The organism is Holdemania sp. (assembly GCF_986127675.1).
The window spans coordinates 1-14,210 of sequence record NZ_CFQZWI010000079.1 but is presented as its reverse complement, the minus strand read 5'-3'; the positions used below and the strand labels follow the sequence as shown (position 1 = coordinate 14,210).

Annotated in this window: 16 protein-coding genes and 1 pseudogene; 13 read left to right on the top strand and 4 right to left on the bottom strand. The window is 52.0% G+C overall.

Features of this window, described 5'->3' with window-relative positions; all coding sequences use genetic code 11:
• The 3 genes and pseudogenes from AC5OW4_RS11435 to AC5OW4_RS11425 form a co-directional block, all read left to right on the top strand.
• Nucleotides 1–170, top strand: a pseudogene (locus tag AC5OW4_RS11435) (methionine aminopeptidase); the annotation flags it as partial.
• A gap of 49 nt (nucleotides 171–219) precedes the next feature.
• Nucleotides 220–729 carry a nitroreductase family protein gene (locus tag AC5OW4_RS11430; protein WP_072685056.1) on the top strand — a complete coding sequence of 170 codons (510 nt, stop codon included), beginning with the start codon at nucleotides 220–222 and terminating at the stop codon, nucleotides 727–729.
• Nucleotides 730–890: 161 nt separating this feature from the next.
• Nucleotides 891–1,553, top strand: coding sequence for a manganese catalase family protein (locus AC5OW4_RS11425; protein WP_072684776.1), 663 nt, complete (start codon nucleotides 891–893; stop codon nucleotides 1,551–1,553).
• 185 nt (nucleotides 1,554–1,738) lie between these two features.
• Here AC5OW4_RS11425 and AC5OW4_RS11420 read toward each other — a convergent pair whose 3' ends face one another.
• Genes AC5OW4_RS11420 through AC5OW4_RS11410 form a run of 3 tightly spaced genes read right to left on the bottom strand, consistent with a single transcriptional unit; the run spans nucleotide 1,739 to nucleotide 3,420 of the window.
• Entirely contained in the window at nucleotides 1,739–2,359 is a 621-nt protein-coding gene (locus AC5OW4_RS11420) for a Type 1 glutamine amidotransferase-like domain-containing protein (protein ID WP_195396066.1), read from the bottom strand.
• Between the two features lie 43 nt (nucleotides 2,360–2,402).
• Complete coding sequence (locus AC5OW4_RS11415) at nucleotides 2,403–2,714, bottom strand: AzlD domain-containing protein (protein ID WP_195396067.1); 312 nt, start codon at nucleotides 2,712–2,714, stop codon at nucleotides 2,403–2,405.
• A complete protein-coding gene (locus tag AC5OW4_RS11410; RefSeq protein ID WP_083538557.1) occupies nucleotides 2,707–3,420 on the bottom strand; it encodes an AzlC family ABC transporter permease in 714 nt (237 codons plus the stop codon). The genes AC5OW4_RS11415 and AC5OW4_RS11410 overlap by 8 nt, the downstream gene beginning before the upstream one ends.
• A gap of 212 nt (nucleotides 3,421–3,632) precedes the next feature.
• Between AC5OW4_RS11410 and AC5OW4_RS11405 the strand changes: the two genes are divergently transcribed.
• The 7 genes from AC5OW4_RS11405 (at nucleotide 3,633) to AC5OW4_RS11375 (ending at nucleotide 9,334) form a co-directional block, all read left to right on the top strand.
• Nucleotides 3,633–5,264, top strand: a complete 1,632-nt coding sequence (locus AC5OW4_RS11405; RefSeq protein ID WP_072684778.1) for a putative manganese-dependent inorganic diphosphatase — start codon at nucleotides 3,633–3,635, stop codon at nucleotides 5,262–5,264.
• 19 nt (nucleotides 5,265–5,283) lie between these two features.
• Nucleotides 5,284–5,544 (top strand): hypothetical protein, encoded by a 261-nt coding sequence (locus AC5OW4_RS11400; protein WP_195396069.1) that lies wholly within the window; start codon nucleotides 5,284–5,286, stop codon nucleotides 5,542–5,544.
• Between the two features lie 373 nt (nucleotides 5,545–5,917).
• Nucleotides 5,918–6,118 (top strand): helix-turn-helix transcriptional regulator, encoded by a 201-nt coding sequence (locus AC5OW4_RS11395; protein WP_039865436.1) that lies wholly within the window; start codon nucleotides 5,918–5,920, stop codon nucleotides 6,116–6,118.
• Between the two features lies 1 nt (nucleotide 6,119).
• Entirely contained in the window at nucleotides 6,120–6,599 is a 480-nt protein-coding gene (locus AC5OW4_RS11390; protein ID WP_072684780.1) for a hypothetical protein, read from the top strand.
• An 11-nt stretch (nucleotides 6,600–6,610) separates the two neighbouring features.
• Entirely contained in the window at nucleotides 6,611–6,793 is a 183-nt protein-coding gene (locus AC5OW4_RS11385; RefSeq protein ID WP_195396070.1) for a hypothetical protein, read from the top strand.
• 232 nt (nucleotides 6,794–7,025) lie between these two features.
• Nucleotides 7,026–8,186, top strand: coding sequence for an amidohydrolase family protein (locus AC5OW4_RS11380; protein ID WP_159432802.1), 1,161 nt, complete (start codon nucleotides 7,026–7,028; stop codon nucleotides 8,184–8,186).
• Entirely contained in the window at nucleotides 8,174–9,334 is a 1,161-nt protein-coding gene (locus tag AC5OW4_RS11375; protein ID WP_195396072.1) for an amidohydrolase family protein, read from the top strand. Before AC5OW4_RS11380 ends, AC5OW4_RS11375 begins: the two co-directional genes overlap by 13 nt.
• Nucleotides 9,335–9,492: 158 nt before the next feature.
• On the opposite strand, the gene AC5OW4_RS11370 is transcribed toward AC5OW4_RS11375, so the two are convergent.
• Nucleotides 9,493–10,050 carry an HD domain-containing protein gene (locus AC5OW4_RS11370; RefSeq protein ID WP_195396073.1) on the bottom strand — a complete coding sequence of 186 codons (558 nt, stop codon included), beginning with the start codon at nucleotides 10,048–10,050 and terminating at the stop codon, nucleotides 9,493–9,495.
• A gap of 104 nt (nucleotides 10,051–10,154) precedes the next feature.
• Between AC5OW4_RS11370 and AC5OW4_RS11365 the strand changes: the two genes are divergently transcribed.
• From AC5OW4_RS11365 to AC5OW4_RS11355, 3 genes are all read left to right on the top strand, one after another.
• Nucleotides 10,155–11,552, top strand: coding sequence for a TldD/PmbA family protein (locus AC5OW4_RS11365; protein WP_493676982.1), 1,398 nt, complete (start codon nucleotides 10,155–10,157; stop codon nucleotides 11,550–11,552).
• On the top strand, nucleotides 11,549–12,877 hold the full coding sequence (locus tag AC5OW4_RS11360; RefSeq protein ID WP_493676981.1) for a TldD/PmbA family protein: 1,329 nt from the start codon (nucleotides 11,549–11,551) through the stop codon (nucleotides 12,875–12,877). The genes AC5OW4_RS11365 and AC5OW4_RS11360 overlap by 4 nt, the downstream gene beginning before the upstream one ends.
• A gap of 145 nt (nucleotides 12,878–13,022) precedes the next feature.
• The gene (locus AC5OW4_RS11355; protein ID WP_072684786.1) at nucleotides 13,023–13,619 is read left to right on the top strand and encodes a recombinase family protein; all 597 of its coding nucleotides are present in this window, start codon (nucleotides 13,023–13,025) and stop codon (nucleotides 13,617–13,619) included.
• The last annotated feature ends 591 nt before the right edge of the window (nucleotides 13,620–14,210 follow it).

The following is a 14,210-nucleotide window of genomic DNA, read 5'->3' as shown; positions in this document are numbered from 1 at the left end:
TGCCGGGGATGGTGATGACGGTCGAGCCGATGATCAACATGGGCGGCGCACGCGTGGAAATGGACCGCTACAATGGCTGGACGATTTACACGCAGGATGGTAAACCGTCGGCGCAATGGGAGCATACGATCCTCATCACCGAGGAAGGCCCGCAGATTCTGACGTATTAACGTGCTGTTCAAGCAGCACGACGATGAAAATCCGAAGGGAGATCTACGCATGGAAAATCAAGTTTTAGACGCGATCTTTAACCGCCGCAGTATCCGCCGGTACACAGATCAGCCCGTCAGCAGCGATCAACTGGATTTAATTCTCAAAGCGGGGCAGGCGGCGCCGAGCGCGATGAATCAACAGCCATGGTATTTTGTGGCGATCCAGCGCAAGGATATGATCGAACAGCTGGCTTCCTTATTGACGGAAAACGAAGATCCCTATTATAACGCGCCGTTATTAATCGTCGTGTTCGCCGATAAAAAGGCTTATTCGCCGGTAACCGACGCTGCGCTGGCGATCGCCAATATGATGCTGGCGGCACAGGCGCTGCAGTTGGGGACGTGCTGGATCGATTACAGCCGGCACGTGTTCAATCATCCGAAGTTTGCCGGATTATCCGCCTCGCTGGGCGTGCCGCAGGACTATCTCTGCGTCGGTTCGCTGGTCGTGGGCACCCCGGCAGAACAGCCGGAAGCGCATCCGGTCAAGTCGGAAACGATGACGGTTGTGGCCTGATTATTCATCCCCAGATATAAAATAAAGCCGCGATTTCACGGGTTGTTAACCTGGAACCGCGGTTTTTCTATAGTTTAATGAATTTTACGTTTGAGTTTCCTCATTTCTGTTCATCCTAATACCAGCGAACAAAGCTTGAAAATACCGAAGGAGGAAACGTCATGTTTAAACATCAGAAGAAACTGCTGCATCCGGTCAAGGTTAAGAAACCGAATCCCACCTATGCCGCTCTGCTGCAGGAACAGTTAGGCGGGCCGCAGGGTGAGATGAAGGCGGCAATGCAGTATTTCGCCCAGAGTCTGCGGATTCAGGATAAGGAAATCAAGGATTTATTTCTCGATATCGCGGCGGAGGAATTATGCCACATGGAAATTGTCGCCGAGATGATCAATCAGCTTAACGGCGATCAGCTCAATGCCAAGGAAGCGACCGTCGGCGGCATGGAAGCTCATGTGCTGACCGGCTTGACGCCGATTTTAGCTAATGCGTCTGGTTTTCTGTGGACAGCGGCATATGTGAATGAAACCGGCGATCTGGCGGCCGATTTATTGTCCGATATCGCGGCTGAGCAGCGGGCAAAGGTCGTCTATCAGTATTTATACCGGCAGATTGAGGACGAAGGCGTGCGCGAGGTCATTGACTTTTTATTGAATCGTGAGGAAGCACACAACACGATGTTCCGGCAGGCGTTTAACCGGATTGTTGACAGCGGTTCTCAGAAAGACTGGGGCGTGACTTCCGATTCCCGGATTTATTTCGATTTGTCGGGCGATGGCCAGCATTTCGATCCCGCCCGTAAAAACCCGCCGGAATTCAAGGAATAAAGGGCGTCGAGAAGAACCGGAGGGCTGCGAGTATGGCGTGAAATGCCGGCTTTCTGTTCAGGATTAATGTAAAATATCAAAATGAAACCGCGCTTCAATTTTCGATCCCAGCGCGGTTTTTTGAATGTATATAAATTAGTGACAGCTTTGCAAGGTTAATCCGTAAAGGCTAATCCAACTAATATTCAGAAGATCTTGACAAAGTTGTCATTTTGCGAATCGATCATAATCCCCTCACCATCATTTAATCGCAGAACAGTACAATGAAAAGTTTGCTCATAATGCTGACAGCGGTTCTCTAATTGCTCATAACGACTTAGAAACCGCTGATAATGGGGAAGAATTTGTACGTTTGTTAAATGGATTCCAGTCAGATCCGTTAAGTCCGGCAAATTCATTTCAGGTGCAAATTGATCGATCAGGGCGATCGTGGGTCCCAAGACCATCGCCCCCGCGCTCCAGCCGATCAGAAGCTTGTCCCGGGCTAAGGTTTGCAGCACCGGCCGGGCCTGGCTTTTCCGCAAGGCTTCCAGCAAGGTGTAAGGATTGCCGCCGATTAATTCTACACAATCATATGAAAATAATGTCTGAGCGGGTTGTTTATCCAGATCAAAAAGATCGACGCCGAACCCCAGACTTTCTAACTCCTGAACACAGCGTGGGACATGATAATTTTTTTCTTTGTAGATTGGATCGCCGGTAACAATTAAGGCTGCTCGGGGTTCGCCAGAATGAAAATGAATTTCCTGCCGGACACAATCCAGGAGATTTTCGCAAGTCAGTCCGTTAGAACATAGCAGTAACATGAAATCACCCTCTTTATTAAATTTATTGAATCAGCGTGGCGGATTATAGTACGATCAGTTCCACCACATATACCGCGGCACAAGCCGCCAGCGCAACGGTCAGCAGCCCCTTGCCGCGCCACCCCAGCGTTAATGCTGTCACCAGCCCAACCACAGCGCTGGGCCAGCAGCGGGTGCTCGTTAAGATCGCCGGGAAGGTCATCGCCGCCAGCACGGCATAGGGAACATAGAACAAAAAGCTTTGGATAAACGGATTTTCAATCTTCTTCTGAAAGATGAGAATCGGCGCTGCGCGCAGAAGATAGGTGACCCCGGCCATGACCAGCGTATAAATCAAGATCGACGGATTATTCATGATCGTGCACCTCCTGAACCGGGAACAGCCAGGCGCCCAAAGCTGCCGCGGCCAGCGTAGAGAGAATGATTGAAAAACCTTCGGAAATCCAGCTGAACAGCGGACAGACATGAAGCGTCACGCTCATTGCCACGGCGATTCCCACGACGATGGCCACGGACTTTAACTGCCGGGCAACCGGAGCGACGATCGCGATAAACATCCCGTAAATCGCAACGGCGAAGGCCGCGCGCACCGCTTCCGGAAGCAGGGCGCTGAACGCACAGCCTAAAAACGTGCCGCCGACCCAGCCTGCCATAGGCGTCAGGATCAGCCCCAGCATATAGTGAAATTGGACGACTGGGTGGCTGACGGCAACCGCGAAGATTTCATCGGTATTGCCAAACGCCAGCATGGCTTTTTGCAGACGGGACATCGCCGGATCCAGCTTCTGCGCCAGAGAGAGAGACATCAGGGCATAGCGTAAATTGATCACCAGCGTGGTCAGCGCCATTTCGAATAACGATGCCTGCGACTGAATCAAAGTCAAGCCGGCAAACTGGCCGGCGGAGGTGAGATTGGTCGCCGAGATCATCACCGCTTCGCCTGCGGACAAACCCGCCGCCGCAGCCGCCATGCCGAAGGTAAACGACACTGAAAGATAACCCAGCGCGATCGGCAGCCCATCTTTTGCACCCTGTTTCCACCCCAAATTGTTCTGCATCATCGTGTTCCACATCCCCCAACTCTGTTTTGATTTATCTTTCATTCTAGGTTTTTCACACTTTTTCGTCAACGGTCAGGATCAAAAAAATGCGCTTTCCGCTTAAAAAATTGAGCATCGGCGGTTGGCGAAGGGCGGCTTTATGCTATAATAACGCTATAAGGAAGACCGCCGCTCAATCGAGACGGCGCAGGAAAAAATGATAGGGTGAATTTATGCAGCAATATGTTTATATCGTCGGTCATAAGAATCCGGATACCGATTCGATTTGTTCTGCCCTGGCGTACGCTGAACTCAAGCAGCGGCTGGGCGTTCATGCGATTCCGTGTCGCTTGGGACCGCTCAACGAAGAAACCAAATATGTACTGAAACGTTTCGGATTGGAAAATCCGCTGTTATTAAAAGACGCGCGGTCTCAGCTGCGCGATATCGACATCGACGAACCAACCTTGATCACGACCAAGACCTCGTTGAAGGAAGCTTGGGACGTTTTGTTCAAGGCCCGCAACAAATCGCTGTTCGTACTGGATGAGCAGCAGAAGCTGACCGGGATTGTGTCCACGTCCAACCTGGCGTCGCCGCGGATGATGAGCGACGAGCTGATGCATAAGCTGATGAAAACCGCTTCGCTGTCCGCGCTGGCCAAAACGATCAACGGCGAGATCGACTACGAACCGAAGAATTTCAAGACCAACGGCAAGGTGTTCATCGTCACGCTCAACGACGGCACAAAGTTTGAGGAGAACTTCCGCCATTCGATCACGATTCTCTCCGATGGCAACCGCAAGCAGCGGCAGCTGCTGGAAATGGGCACGCGGTGCATGATCATCACATGCAATCAGGAGATCAGCCCGGACAATCTTGAACTTGCGCGTAAACAGGACTGTGCGGTGATCCGCACGCCATGGGATACGATGAAGGTCGCCAAGGTCATCAACGAAGCCTTCCCGGTGGAAAGCCTGATGAGCCGCAATCCAATCACATTCCAGGACGACGAATATGTTGACGACGTTGCGAAGAAAATGGCGAACACCCGCTACCGCAGCTATCCGGTGCTGGATATCGAAGGCAAAGCGGTCGGCGCGGTTTCCCGCTATCACCTGCTGAACTATCGCCGCAAGAAGTTTATTCTGGTCGATCACTCGGCTAAAAATCAGGCGATCAACAACATTGACGACGCGGAGATCGAGGAAATTATTGATCACCATCACATTGGCAATATTGAAACCTCCTATCCGATTTTCTACCGCAACCAGCGCTGCGGCTGTACCTGCACGATCATCGCGCAGCTGTATAAGGAAAACGGCATCATCCCGTCGGCGCAGATGGCCGGAATTATGATGAGCGCGATCATCTCCGATACGCTGCATTTTAAATCCGCAACCACAACCCGGCTGGATAAGGATGTCGCTTACGGGCTGGCGGAGATTGCCGGGGTGGATCTCGATCACTACGCTGATGAAATGCTGAGCGCCTCGGTGGCCTTGAAGGAATCGACGCCGACGCAGATCCTTAACCGCGACTTGAAGACCTACGATATGGGGAAATACAAGATTGCGATCGGTCAGACCAACTATAAGAATATTGAAGATATCCAGGCAATTCTGCCGGCTTTCCGTCAGCAGCTGGAAAAGGAACAGACTGCCAAGCAGTTTGATTTAATGGTTATGATGTTTTCGCATATCATGGCGGAAGGCACGATGTTTGTTTACAGCGGTCCGCTTTCCTATGTGATGAACGAAATCATTGATACGAAATTCGACGACAATTCCGGTTATGATCATGAGATCATTTCCCGGAAGCAACAGCTGATGCCGAAGCTTTCCGTCATTCTGAAACAGATGTAAAGCCGGCGGGAGGAACTCCATGAAAAAAATAACGGTCATGCGTTGGCTCGGCTCTGCCGCCACGGTGTTGTTTCTCATGATGTTGATTGTCAACGATTGCAACATCGGTTTTGACGTCGCATTGTACGATGATTACGGAATTCATGACCGGTCGAATCCATTCACGCTGGCACAGCTGATCCTGCCGTTGGCCGGCTTGATTCTCAGCGGCGTTTTAACCTGGCAGCTGAATCATTGGGAAATGGCGGCGAAGAATGAAACGCATTCATCAAACGGATAATTCATGGAGGGTAAATCCGGGCGTACTTACAGTGAGAGGCTGTCTGGATAACGGGGGAAAACCTTGAAAACGGCACGCAGAATCAAAGAAGATTGGATGAAATCAACACCGAAGGGCAGCAATGCCCTTTTTTAGTACTTGCGCTGGGCTGAAAAGAGAAGATTGTCGGAGAGAATCCTGTGCCCCTGCGGTTCGGCTGGGCTTTGCTTTGGACAACAGATAAAGAGGAAATCAAGAAATCTGAATGACTTCGCTTCACTTTCGTTTCTCTCATTCAAGAACTATCAGAAAAGTGTAAAGTTCGCTTGACAGAATATGTAAAGTTGACTATACTAAAAATGTAAAGCTAGCTATACTATGGAGTGTGATCAAGTTGAAGAATCGAGTTCAGGAGCTGCGCAAACAGCGTCGCTTATCGCAAAGTGAACTGGCCGACGCGGTTGAGGTTACCCGCCAGACGATCATTTCGCTGGAAAACGGAAAGTATAACGCCTCGCTGATGTTGGCGCACAAAATCGCCCGGTATTTTGACCTGACGATCGAAGAAGTCTTTTTATTTGAGGAGGATGAATGAAATGTTGGTTAAAGTTTTAAGTCATGCGCTGGCCAGCGGCGTGGATTATGAAAAAACGTTAAAAGCCCGCCGGAATCTTTCCGTTTTGGGGATCGTTTTGGGATTGGTTGTTTTGGTGATCGTGAACTTGTGGAAGCCGGAAGCGGATCTTGCCTTCGCGGATTTTCTCAAGGGTGTTTATACAGGAACCGGTATCGGCTTAATGTTATTCTCCGCCCTGTTCTGGGTGAAGGTAAGAAAATTGCTGAAGGATCCGGAATTACAGAAGAAGACCCGGATTCAAGAGCAGGATGAACGCCAGACGTTGATCGCGATGAAGACAAGTTCCTCGGCGTTATTGATTCTGATCGGCCTGGAATATTTCGCCCTGTTATTAAGCGGAATGTTCAATGCCACGGTATTCTTCACATTGTTGGCGGTGTTGATCGCCGTCCTTGTCGTGATGATCGGCTGTAAGCTCTATTACAGCCGCCGGATTTAGAGGTGATCCACATGGGCAAATGTGAAAAGCGGGCCTGGCCGCTGACATTGGGGTTATTGGTGAACGCCGTCGCACTGGTGATCCACGGCCTGATCGAGAATCTGCCGGAGGGATTGTTCATCCTGATGGAGCTGGCCGCGATTGTGCTGATGTTGTGGGGAATTGTGGAAACTCGCCGGCGGGCCGGTCTGTGATCGGTTGAAAAGTCTGCGGATCGCAGTGAACCGCGGCTGTCATTGGATTAATTTGAATGCGGATTCATGAAGCCAGATTTGTCGGAAGCGATCTGGCTTTTATCTTTTTTCAGCGGATCTACATCGCGGGGAACCTCATTTTTGACGACTTTGCGCATTCTGAACCGGAAACCTCTGGAAGCCGGCGCAGGAAACCAGTATAATGGACATCAGGGAAAGGATGATGAATTCGATGATTTTATTAAAAAACGGCTGTGTCCATAACGGCCGGGGACAGGTAAGCACCACGGATCTGTTGATTGACGGCGGAAAGATCGTCAAAATCGGCGAACATCTGGAAGCCTCCGGCGCAGACGTGATCGACGCTGCCGGGATGCATGTGTTTCCAGGCTTTATTGATCCGCTGAGCGATTGGGGAATTCTTGGCCCGGGCCGGGAAATCCGCGGCAACGCCAACGACAACGATGAACGCTCCGACGTGTTTACGCCGCAGCTGGACGTCAAATATGCCTTTAACGGCCGGGGAATTACCCGGCAGCAGATCTACGCCTTCGGCATCACCGCGGTCGGCGTCGCGCCGTCCAACAACAATGTGTTCGGCGGTCAGATGGCGGCTTTTGAGGTGCACGGCGTCAATCCGATGAAAATGTTGATCCGGGAAAAGGTCGGCATGAAAGCTTCGGTCACAGAGGCGGTGAAGGAAGCTTACGGTTCCCGCAATCTCGCGCCGATGACCAAAATGGGGATTTTTGCGATGCTGAAAGAAAAACTGGCGGCCGCGAAGGATTACCATCCGGAAGAAGATAAGGTTGAACGCGATGAAAAGCTGGCGGCCTTGAAACAGGTCGTCGATAAGCAGATGCCGCTGTTTGTCAGCTGCAACACGCCGGCGGAAATCCGTTCGGTGCTGCGGGCAGTCGCGGATTATGACCTCGATCTTGTGTTCTGCGGCGGCTTCGGCGTCGATGGTTCATTGCAGGAGCTGGCGGAAAAGCGCTGCGGTTTGATCGTTGCCAATCCCGCTAACGGTTTCAACAAATATACGCGCAATACCGATTACGTGGGAATTGCCCAGCTGGCGAAGCAGGGCGCGACGGTGGCGTTCAGCGCGGCGGATAATGGTTTTGGCGGCCGCGAGGATCTGTTGTGGTCGGCGTTGGAAATGCAGAAAGCGATTCATGACAGCGAAACCGTGCTGACGATGCTGACCTACAACGCGGCGAAGCTTTTGGGGATTGAACAGCTGACCGGTTCGTTGGAAGAAGGCAAGCGCGCCGATCTCGTCTTGTGGAGCGCCAATCCGATCACCAGCTACAAGGGCGCCGTGGAAATGACGATCGCCAACGGTGAAATTCTGTATCGGAAAGGAGATGCGATGAAATGCTTCTTATAAAAAATGGCAAAGTCCTGACGATGGGGCCGCAGGGCGTTCTGGAACAGGCCGACGTGCTGATCGGCGACGATGGCAAAATCATCGAGGTGGCTGCGAATCTGGAAGCCCCCGGGGCAGAAATTCTGGATGCGAGCGGTAAAATCGTCATGCCGGGGTTGGTCGACGCGCATTCGCATATCGGCGGCTTCGATACGGATACCGGAGCGCAGGACCTCAATGAACTGACCAAACCGCAGACGCCGGAAATTCAGGCGTATGACGGCATCAATCCGCTTGACCGTTCCTTTATGGAATCCGCAAAGGCCGGAATTACGACCAGCGCGATTACGCCGGGCAGCGGCAACGTGATCTGCGGCTTGGCGTGCGCCGTCAAATCAGCGGGGACGTCGCTGGCCAGCCAGACGCTGCGCAATCCGATCGCGCTGAAAGCGGCGATGGGCGTGAACCCGAAGGGCGTTTACGGACCGCGCACAGCGCTGCCGATGTCGCGTTTAGGCGTGGCGGATCTGTTTCGCGATTACTTCCTCAAAGTAAAGGACTATCAGGCGAAAAAAGTTCAGGGTGTAAGCGATCCGGAGAAAATGCCGAAGTTCGATCAGGGGATGGAAAACGGACTGCTGGTTCTGGAAAAGAAAATTCCGCTCAAGGTGCATTGTTATCAGCACGACATGATGTCATTGCTGCAGCTGGCAGATGAATTTGATTTTGATGTGACGCTCGATCATGCGTTAGGGTCCAGCGATTTCTATGATGAGATCGCTTCGAGCAAGCATGTCCGCGGCGTGATTTACGGTCCGCTGGGTGCACCGCTGTTTGGCGGCGAGGGCTGCAAGGTCGATATCGACTGTCTGGCTGAGCTGGACCGGCGGGGCGTCTGCTGCGCAATCATGACGGACGGCCCGTGCTTTGTTCCGTATATGATCATCACGCAGGCCGGCGAAGCGGTGCGTACCGGTCTGGATGAGCTGCGCGCGCTGGCGATGATTACGATCAACGCTGCCAAGATCATCGGCTGCGACGACCGGGTCGGTTCGCTGGAAGCGGGCAAAGACGGCGACGTGCTGATTTTTGACGGCATGCCGGCGGTCGATACCGATGCGCGCAACCTCTGCACGATCATTGACGGCAAGATCGTTTATCAGGCGTAACGAATAAACAAACGAGGCTTGCCCGCTGCGGTAAGCCTTTGCTTGCTTTCGTGATTCAGACAAAAAGAGAGCGAGGCGGCAGGCGCGGCAATGCCGCAAAAAAACACGCCGGCAAAGGCGTGTTTCAAGGAAAGGCTATCGCAATGATCCAGACAGGTTTAATACCGGGCGGCAATCGCCGAGACCATCAGTGCTTTCAGCTTGACCGGACTGAGACGGCGGGCTGACTGCGTGCCCATTTCCATGGCGGCGCACAGCTTATCCACCCCCTGGACGACCCAGCCTTCCTTTGTCTGCGGACGCTGGCGGGACATCGGCCACATGTGATTGAGAATACAGTCTTCCATGATCGGATCCACCGCGGTGTATTGCCGGGCCATCGCCAGCGCGACCTGCGGATGCACGACGCTGTGGCGGCCTTCGATCGGCTGCTCGTTATTCTTCCAGTCATACAGATAAAAGTCGTGCAGCAGCGCGCCGCGGGTGGCGCTGCGGACGTTCAGGTTCAGCCGGCGGCTGATTAAAAATGTATAATAAGCGACGTTGACGCAGTGCTGCAGGCGCGTGGTCTTGCAATGCTGGACATAATCGCGCAGCTCCTGAACATCGTCGATATGCAGTATATCCTGTACCAATTCCATGAATTCGCTGACCAGCGCTTCTTCGGAATCAGTAAAATTCAACCGGGATCCAATGGGTTTTTCCAATGAAATCACTCCTTTTGAAAAACTACAAGTCCCATCATAGCAACATTCACACAGAAAAACAAGTTATCCATCGTGAATAATTCATGAAAAACAAGGAAAGGAAGGGAGAAATCATGTTTTTAGATACAAAAAAAGCGCAGCGGTATCTCGACCGGGCACTGGCGCGGGGCGGCGATTTCGCGGAGCTGTTTGAGGAAGAAAAGTGGACGTGCAGCGCTTCGATGCTCAACGGGAAACTGGAGGCGGCCAACAGCGGATTACGCTGGGGGCTGTCGATTAGGATCTTTGACGGGCTGCGCACGGTGTACGGCTATACCAACGAGCAGGAGGAGGAAAAGATCCTCACGGTGATCGATCAGCTGACCGCGGCGATCGGCCGCAAACGTCAGGCGGAATGTCCGGCGATCCGGGAACAAATTATTCAGGATCAGCACGCCCCGGAAATTCCCGTGCAAAGCGTGACGTTAGCCCAGCGCCGGGCTTTGATGCAGCGGGCCAACGACGCGCTGCTGAACTACGATCCGGTGATCAAAAAAGCGATAGTCAATCTGGCCGATGAAGACCAGACCGTCATCATCGCCGCCAGCGACGGCAGGCTGGTACGCGATAACCGCCAGCGGACGCGGCTGCGCATGCAGGCAGTCGCGATGGACGGCGACCGGATGCAGAACTCCGCGAAAGCGCCGGGCGCGCATGCCGGTTATGAATTTTACGATCAGATCGACGTCGAAGCGATGGCACGGGACGCTGCCCGCACGGCCAAGGTGATGCTGAACGCCGATGAATGCCCGAGCGGAGAAATGACCGTTGTGATCGACAATGGTTTTGGCGGCGTCATCTTCCATGAAGCCTGCGGCCATTCCTTAGAAGCCACCAGCGTCGCTTACGGCAATTCTGTCTTCTGCGGCAAGCTGGGTCAGAAAGTGGCCAGCGAGCTGGTCAACGCCGTGGACGACGGAACGATTCCGCATGCCTGGGGTTCCAACAATATCGACGATGAAGGCCAGGCCACCCGCCGCAATCTGTTGATCGAAAACGGCGTACTGAAGGGCTATCTGATCGATCCGCTGAATGCCCGGCGGATGGGTATGGAAGCGACCGGCTCCGCGCGCCGTCAGGATTACACCTTTGAACCGACGTCGCGGATGACCAATACCTTCTTGTTGAACGGCACGTCGACGTTTGAGGAAATCATCGCCGATACGCCGTTAGGGTTGTATGCCAAGCGTTTAGGCGGCGGATCCGTGAATCCGGTCACCGGTGATTTCAACTTCGCGGTACTGGAAGCCTATATGATCCGCGACGGCAAGCTGGCTGAACCGGTGCGGGGCGCGACCTTGATTGGCAACGGCGCGGAAATTCTGTTCAGAATTGATAAGATTGCGGACAACGGTTCGCGCGAGCAGGGGATGTGCGGTTCCAAGAGCGGTTCGATTCCGACGGATGTCGGCCAACCGACGATCCGTGTTACGCACATGACGGTCGGCGGCAAAGGAGGGAAATTGAAATGATCGCGGAAACAATTTTAAGCTACGCAAAAGAAGAAGGCCTGGAAGAAGCGGGGGTCTATCAGAGTCAGACCCGGACGCTGCGCTTTGACATTCTGGACGGGCAGCCGCGCCAGTTTGTCGTTTCGGATAAAAATGGTCTCTCGCTGCGGGGGACGCGTCAGGGCCGCTGCGCCAGCGCCTATACGGAGAAAACCGATGAAGCGTCATTGCGGGCCTTGGCGATTCAATGCCGCCAGCTGGCCGACGCTTTGGAAACAGAAGACACTGTGTTGTTAACGCCGGGACAGACGCCGATGAACGACGACCGCGGCGATGATACACTCGCCCGCCGAACCGTGAGCGAGAAGATCGAATTCATGAAAAAGGTGGAAGCTGCGGCCCTGAAGCAGGATTCGCGAATCCTGCGGGTATCGGCCTGCGGTTATCAGGAAACGGAGTCCTTAACGACGCTGGCCAATACACAGGGGCTGAAGGCGATGCGGCGCTCGACGCTGGGCTTGATCACGCTGAGCGTCATCGCTTCCAATGGGAAAGAACAGACCAACGGCTTCAGCTGGCGTGCGATCAAGGATTTGGATGAGGATAAAGCGGCTGAATTCGTTGAGGAAGCGGTTCGGGAAGCGGTGAACAAGCTGGACGCTGTGCGGATTCCTTCCGGCAGGTACCGGACAATTTTACGTTATGACGTCGCGACGGATCTGTTGGCTTCCTTATGGGCAATGTTCAGCGCTGACCAGATTCAAAAGGACTTATCCATTCTGAAAGACCGGCAGGGTGAGAACATCATGAGTCCGCTGATTACTATCGTTGACGAACCGCAGCTGCCCGATGGCTTTTCCAGCTGTGATTTCGATGATGAAGGCGTGCCGACCCAGCGCACGGTGATCGTCGAAAACGGTGTATTCAAGGAAGCTTTATATGACCGCAAGAGCGCGCTGAAAGGCGGCCGGACTTCGACGGGCAACGGGTTTAAAAACGGCTGCAGCGCTCCGGTTCAGGTTTCGCCGACCAACCTGCTTGTAAAACCGGGGGATTTATCCCTGGAAGAAATGATCACGCAGATCGAGGACGGCGTGCTGATTACCGACTTACAAGGTCTGCACGCGGGACTGAACCCGCTGACGAGTGATTTCTCATTGCAGGCCAGCGGATTTAAAATCGAACAGGGCAAACTGGCCTATCCGGTTCATTTGATCACGATTGCGGGGAACTATCTTGAAATGATGAATTCAATTCTTGCCTTAGGCCATGACGGCCGTCAGGATTTGAACAGCGTGTGCTGTGGATCCCTGCTTGTCGATCAACTCGCAATATCTGGAGAATAATTGTTGAAATAATTATTACATTTATTTAAAACACAGAGAAATCTGTGTTTTAATTTTTTCTTAAATATGCTGGAAAATTTTACCTTTGGCGTATAATTGCGTTTTGTATAGGGTTTTATATAGAATTGAAAAAGGAGGAAAGATCATGACATGCCAAATCTATGGCTACGTACGCGTATCGACAAAGGATCAAAACGAAGACCGGCAGATGATTGCGATGTTGGAGTTCCCGGTACCTGAGAAAAACATCGTCGTTGAAAAGCAGAGCGGAAAAGATTTCAACCGGCCACGTTACCGGCGGCTTATCCGCAAGATGAAAAAGGGCGATCTGCTTGTGATTAAAAGCATTGATCGTCTGGGCCGCAACTATGAGGAAATTATCCAGCAGTGGCGGTATCTGACCAAGGAAAAAGGGATTGATATCGTCGTTCTGGATATGGCGCTGCTGGACACCCGGGAGGGAAAAGACCTGACCGGCACCTTGATCGCCGATCTGGTGCTGCAGCTGCTGAGCTATGTCGCGCAGACAGAGCGTGAGAATATCCGCCAGCGGCAGAAAGAAGGCATTCAGGCTGCGAAACGCAAAGGCGTCCAATTCGGAAGACCTAAAATTCCAGTTCCCGATCAATTTACCGAGCTCAAGCAACAGTGGAAAAACAACGAAATTTCATCACGGCAGGCCGCTTCCCAGCTTGGCGTTTCGCACGAAACCTTTCTGCGGTGGTGCAAGCGTCAGGCTTAGTTTTCAGCCTGCCATCTAAAAAAGTAGACTTTTTATTACTGATCATTCCATCCCGAAACAGCCTGAAAATCAGCTGGTTTCACTTGTAAATTTATTATATTCTGAATGTCACAAAAAGTCTACTTTTTCAGCCAAAGCGCAACTGGCTAAAAGATAAGGCTGCGGATTTATAATTATCTGAAAATGAGAGCTTTGAATTAATTAAAGATTGTTTCCCTGGCATCTCTTTGTCCAGTATCTCGCTTCAAAGATTCAATGACTAATCAATAAACTGAATTGTAAAGAGAAAAGTCTCCCCTGAAAAGACGCAAACTTGTTCAGTTTAAACTGCACAGGGTTTCTAACGTGCACCCTAATCGCGCGTTCTGACACAGAAGTCTATAACTTATCAGTCTGTCCGGATTTTCCAGACGCAGAGAAACAAATTCAATCCTTGAAATATTTCGAACTCATGATTTTTGTTTCTCTCTATGATATACGCATAAAATCAGAAAACAGCTCCGCAGGAAGACAAATTTATTTTAAGTAGTTCTTGTTTTAGGCTCTTTCAAAAATAGTGTTGGTGAGAGAAAAACCGAAACAAGAAAGACG

Bases quoted from the DNA above. Each gene is read 5' to 3' on its own strand.
- AC5OW4_RS11430 (WP_072685056.1), top strand. From the start codon at position 220: ATGGAAAATCAAGTTTTAGACGCGATCTTTAACCGCCGCAGTATCCGC.
- AC5OW4_RS11425 (WP_072684776.1), top strand. From the start codon at position 891: ATGTTTAAACATCAGAAGAAACTGCTGCATCCGGTCAAGGTTAAGAAA.
- AC5OW4_RS11420 (WP_195396066.1), bottom strand. From the start codon at position 2,359: ATGTTACTGCTATGTTCTAACGGACTGACTTGCGAAAATCTCCTGGAT.
- AC5OW4_RS11415 (WP_195396067.1), bottom strand. From the start codon at position 2,714: ATGAATAATCCGTCGATCTTGATTTATACGCTGGTCATGGCCGGGGTC.
- AC5OW4_RS11410 (WP_083538557.1), bottom strand. From the start codon at position 3,420: ATGATGCAGAACAATTTGGGGTGGAAACAGGGTGCAAAAGATGGGCTG.
- AC5OW4_RS11405 (WP_072684778.1), top strand. From the start codon at position 3,633: ATGCAGCAATATGTTTATATCGTCGGTCATAAGAATCCGGATACCGAT.
- AC5OW4_RS11400 (WP_195396069.1), top strand. From the start codon at position 5,284: ATGAAAAAAATAACGGTCATGCGTTGGCTCGGCTCTGCCGCCACGGTG.
- AC5OW4_RS11390 (WP_072684780.1), top strand. From the start codon at position 6,120: ATGTTGGTTAAAGTTTTAAGTCATGCGCTGGCCAGCGGCGTGGATTAT.
- AC5OW4_RS11385 (WP_195396070.1), top strand. From the start codon at position 6,611: ATGGGCAAATGTGAAAAGCGGGCCTGGCCGCTGACATTGGGGTTATTG.
- AC5OW4_RS11380 (WP_159432802.1), top strand. From the start codon at position 7,026: ATGATTTTATTAAAAAACGGCTGTGTCCATAACGGCCGGGGACAGGTA.
- AC5OW4_RS11375 (WP_195396072.1), top strand. From the start codon at position 8,174: ATGCTTCTTATAAAAAATGGCAAAGTCCTGACGATGGGGCCGCAGGGC.
- AC5OW4_RS11365 (WP_493676982.1), top strand. From the start codon at position 10,155: ATGTTTTTAGATACAAAAAAAGCGCAGCGGTATCTCGACCGGGCACTG.
- AC5OW4_RS11360 (WP_493676981.1), top strand. From the start codon at position 11,549: ATGATCGCGGAAACAATTTTAAGCTACGCAAAAGAAGAAGGCCTGGAA.
- AC5OW4_RS11355 (WP_072684786.1), top strand. From the start codon at position 13,023: ATGACATGCCAAATCTATGGCTACGTACGCGTATCGACAAAGGATCAA.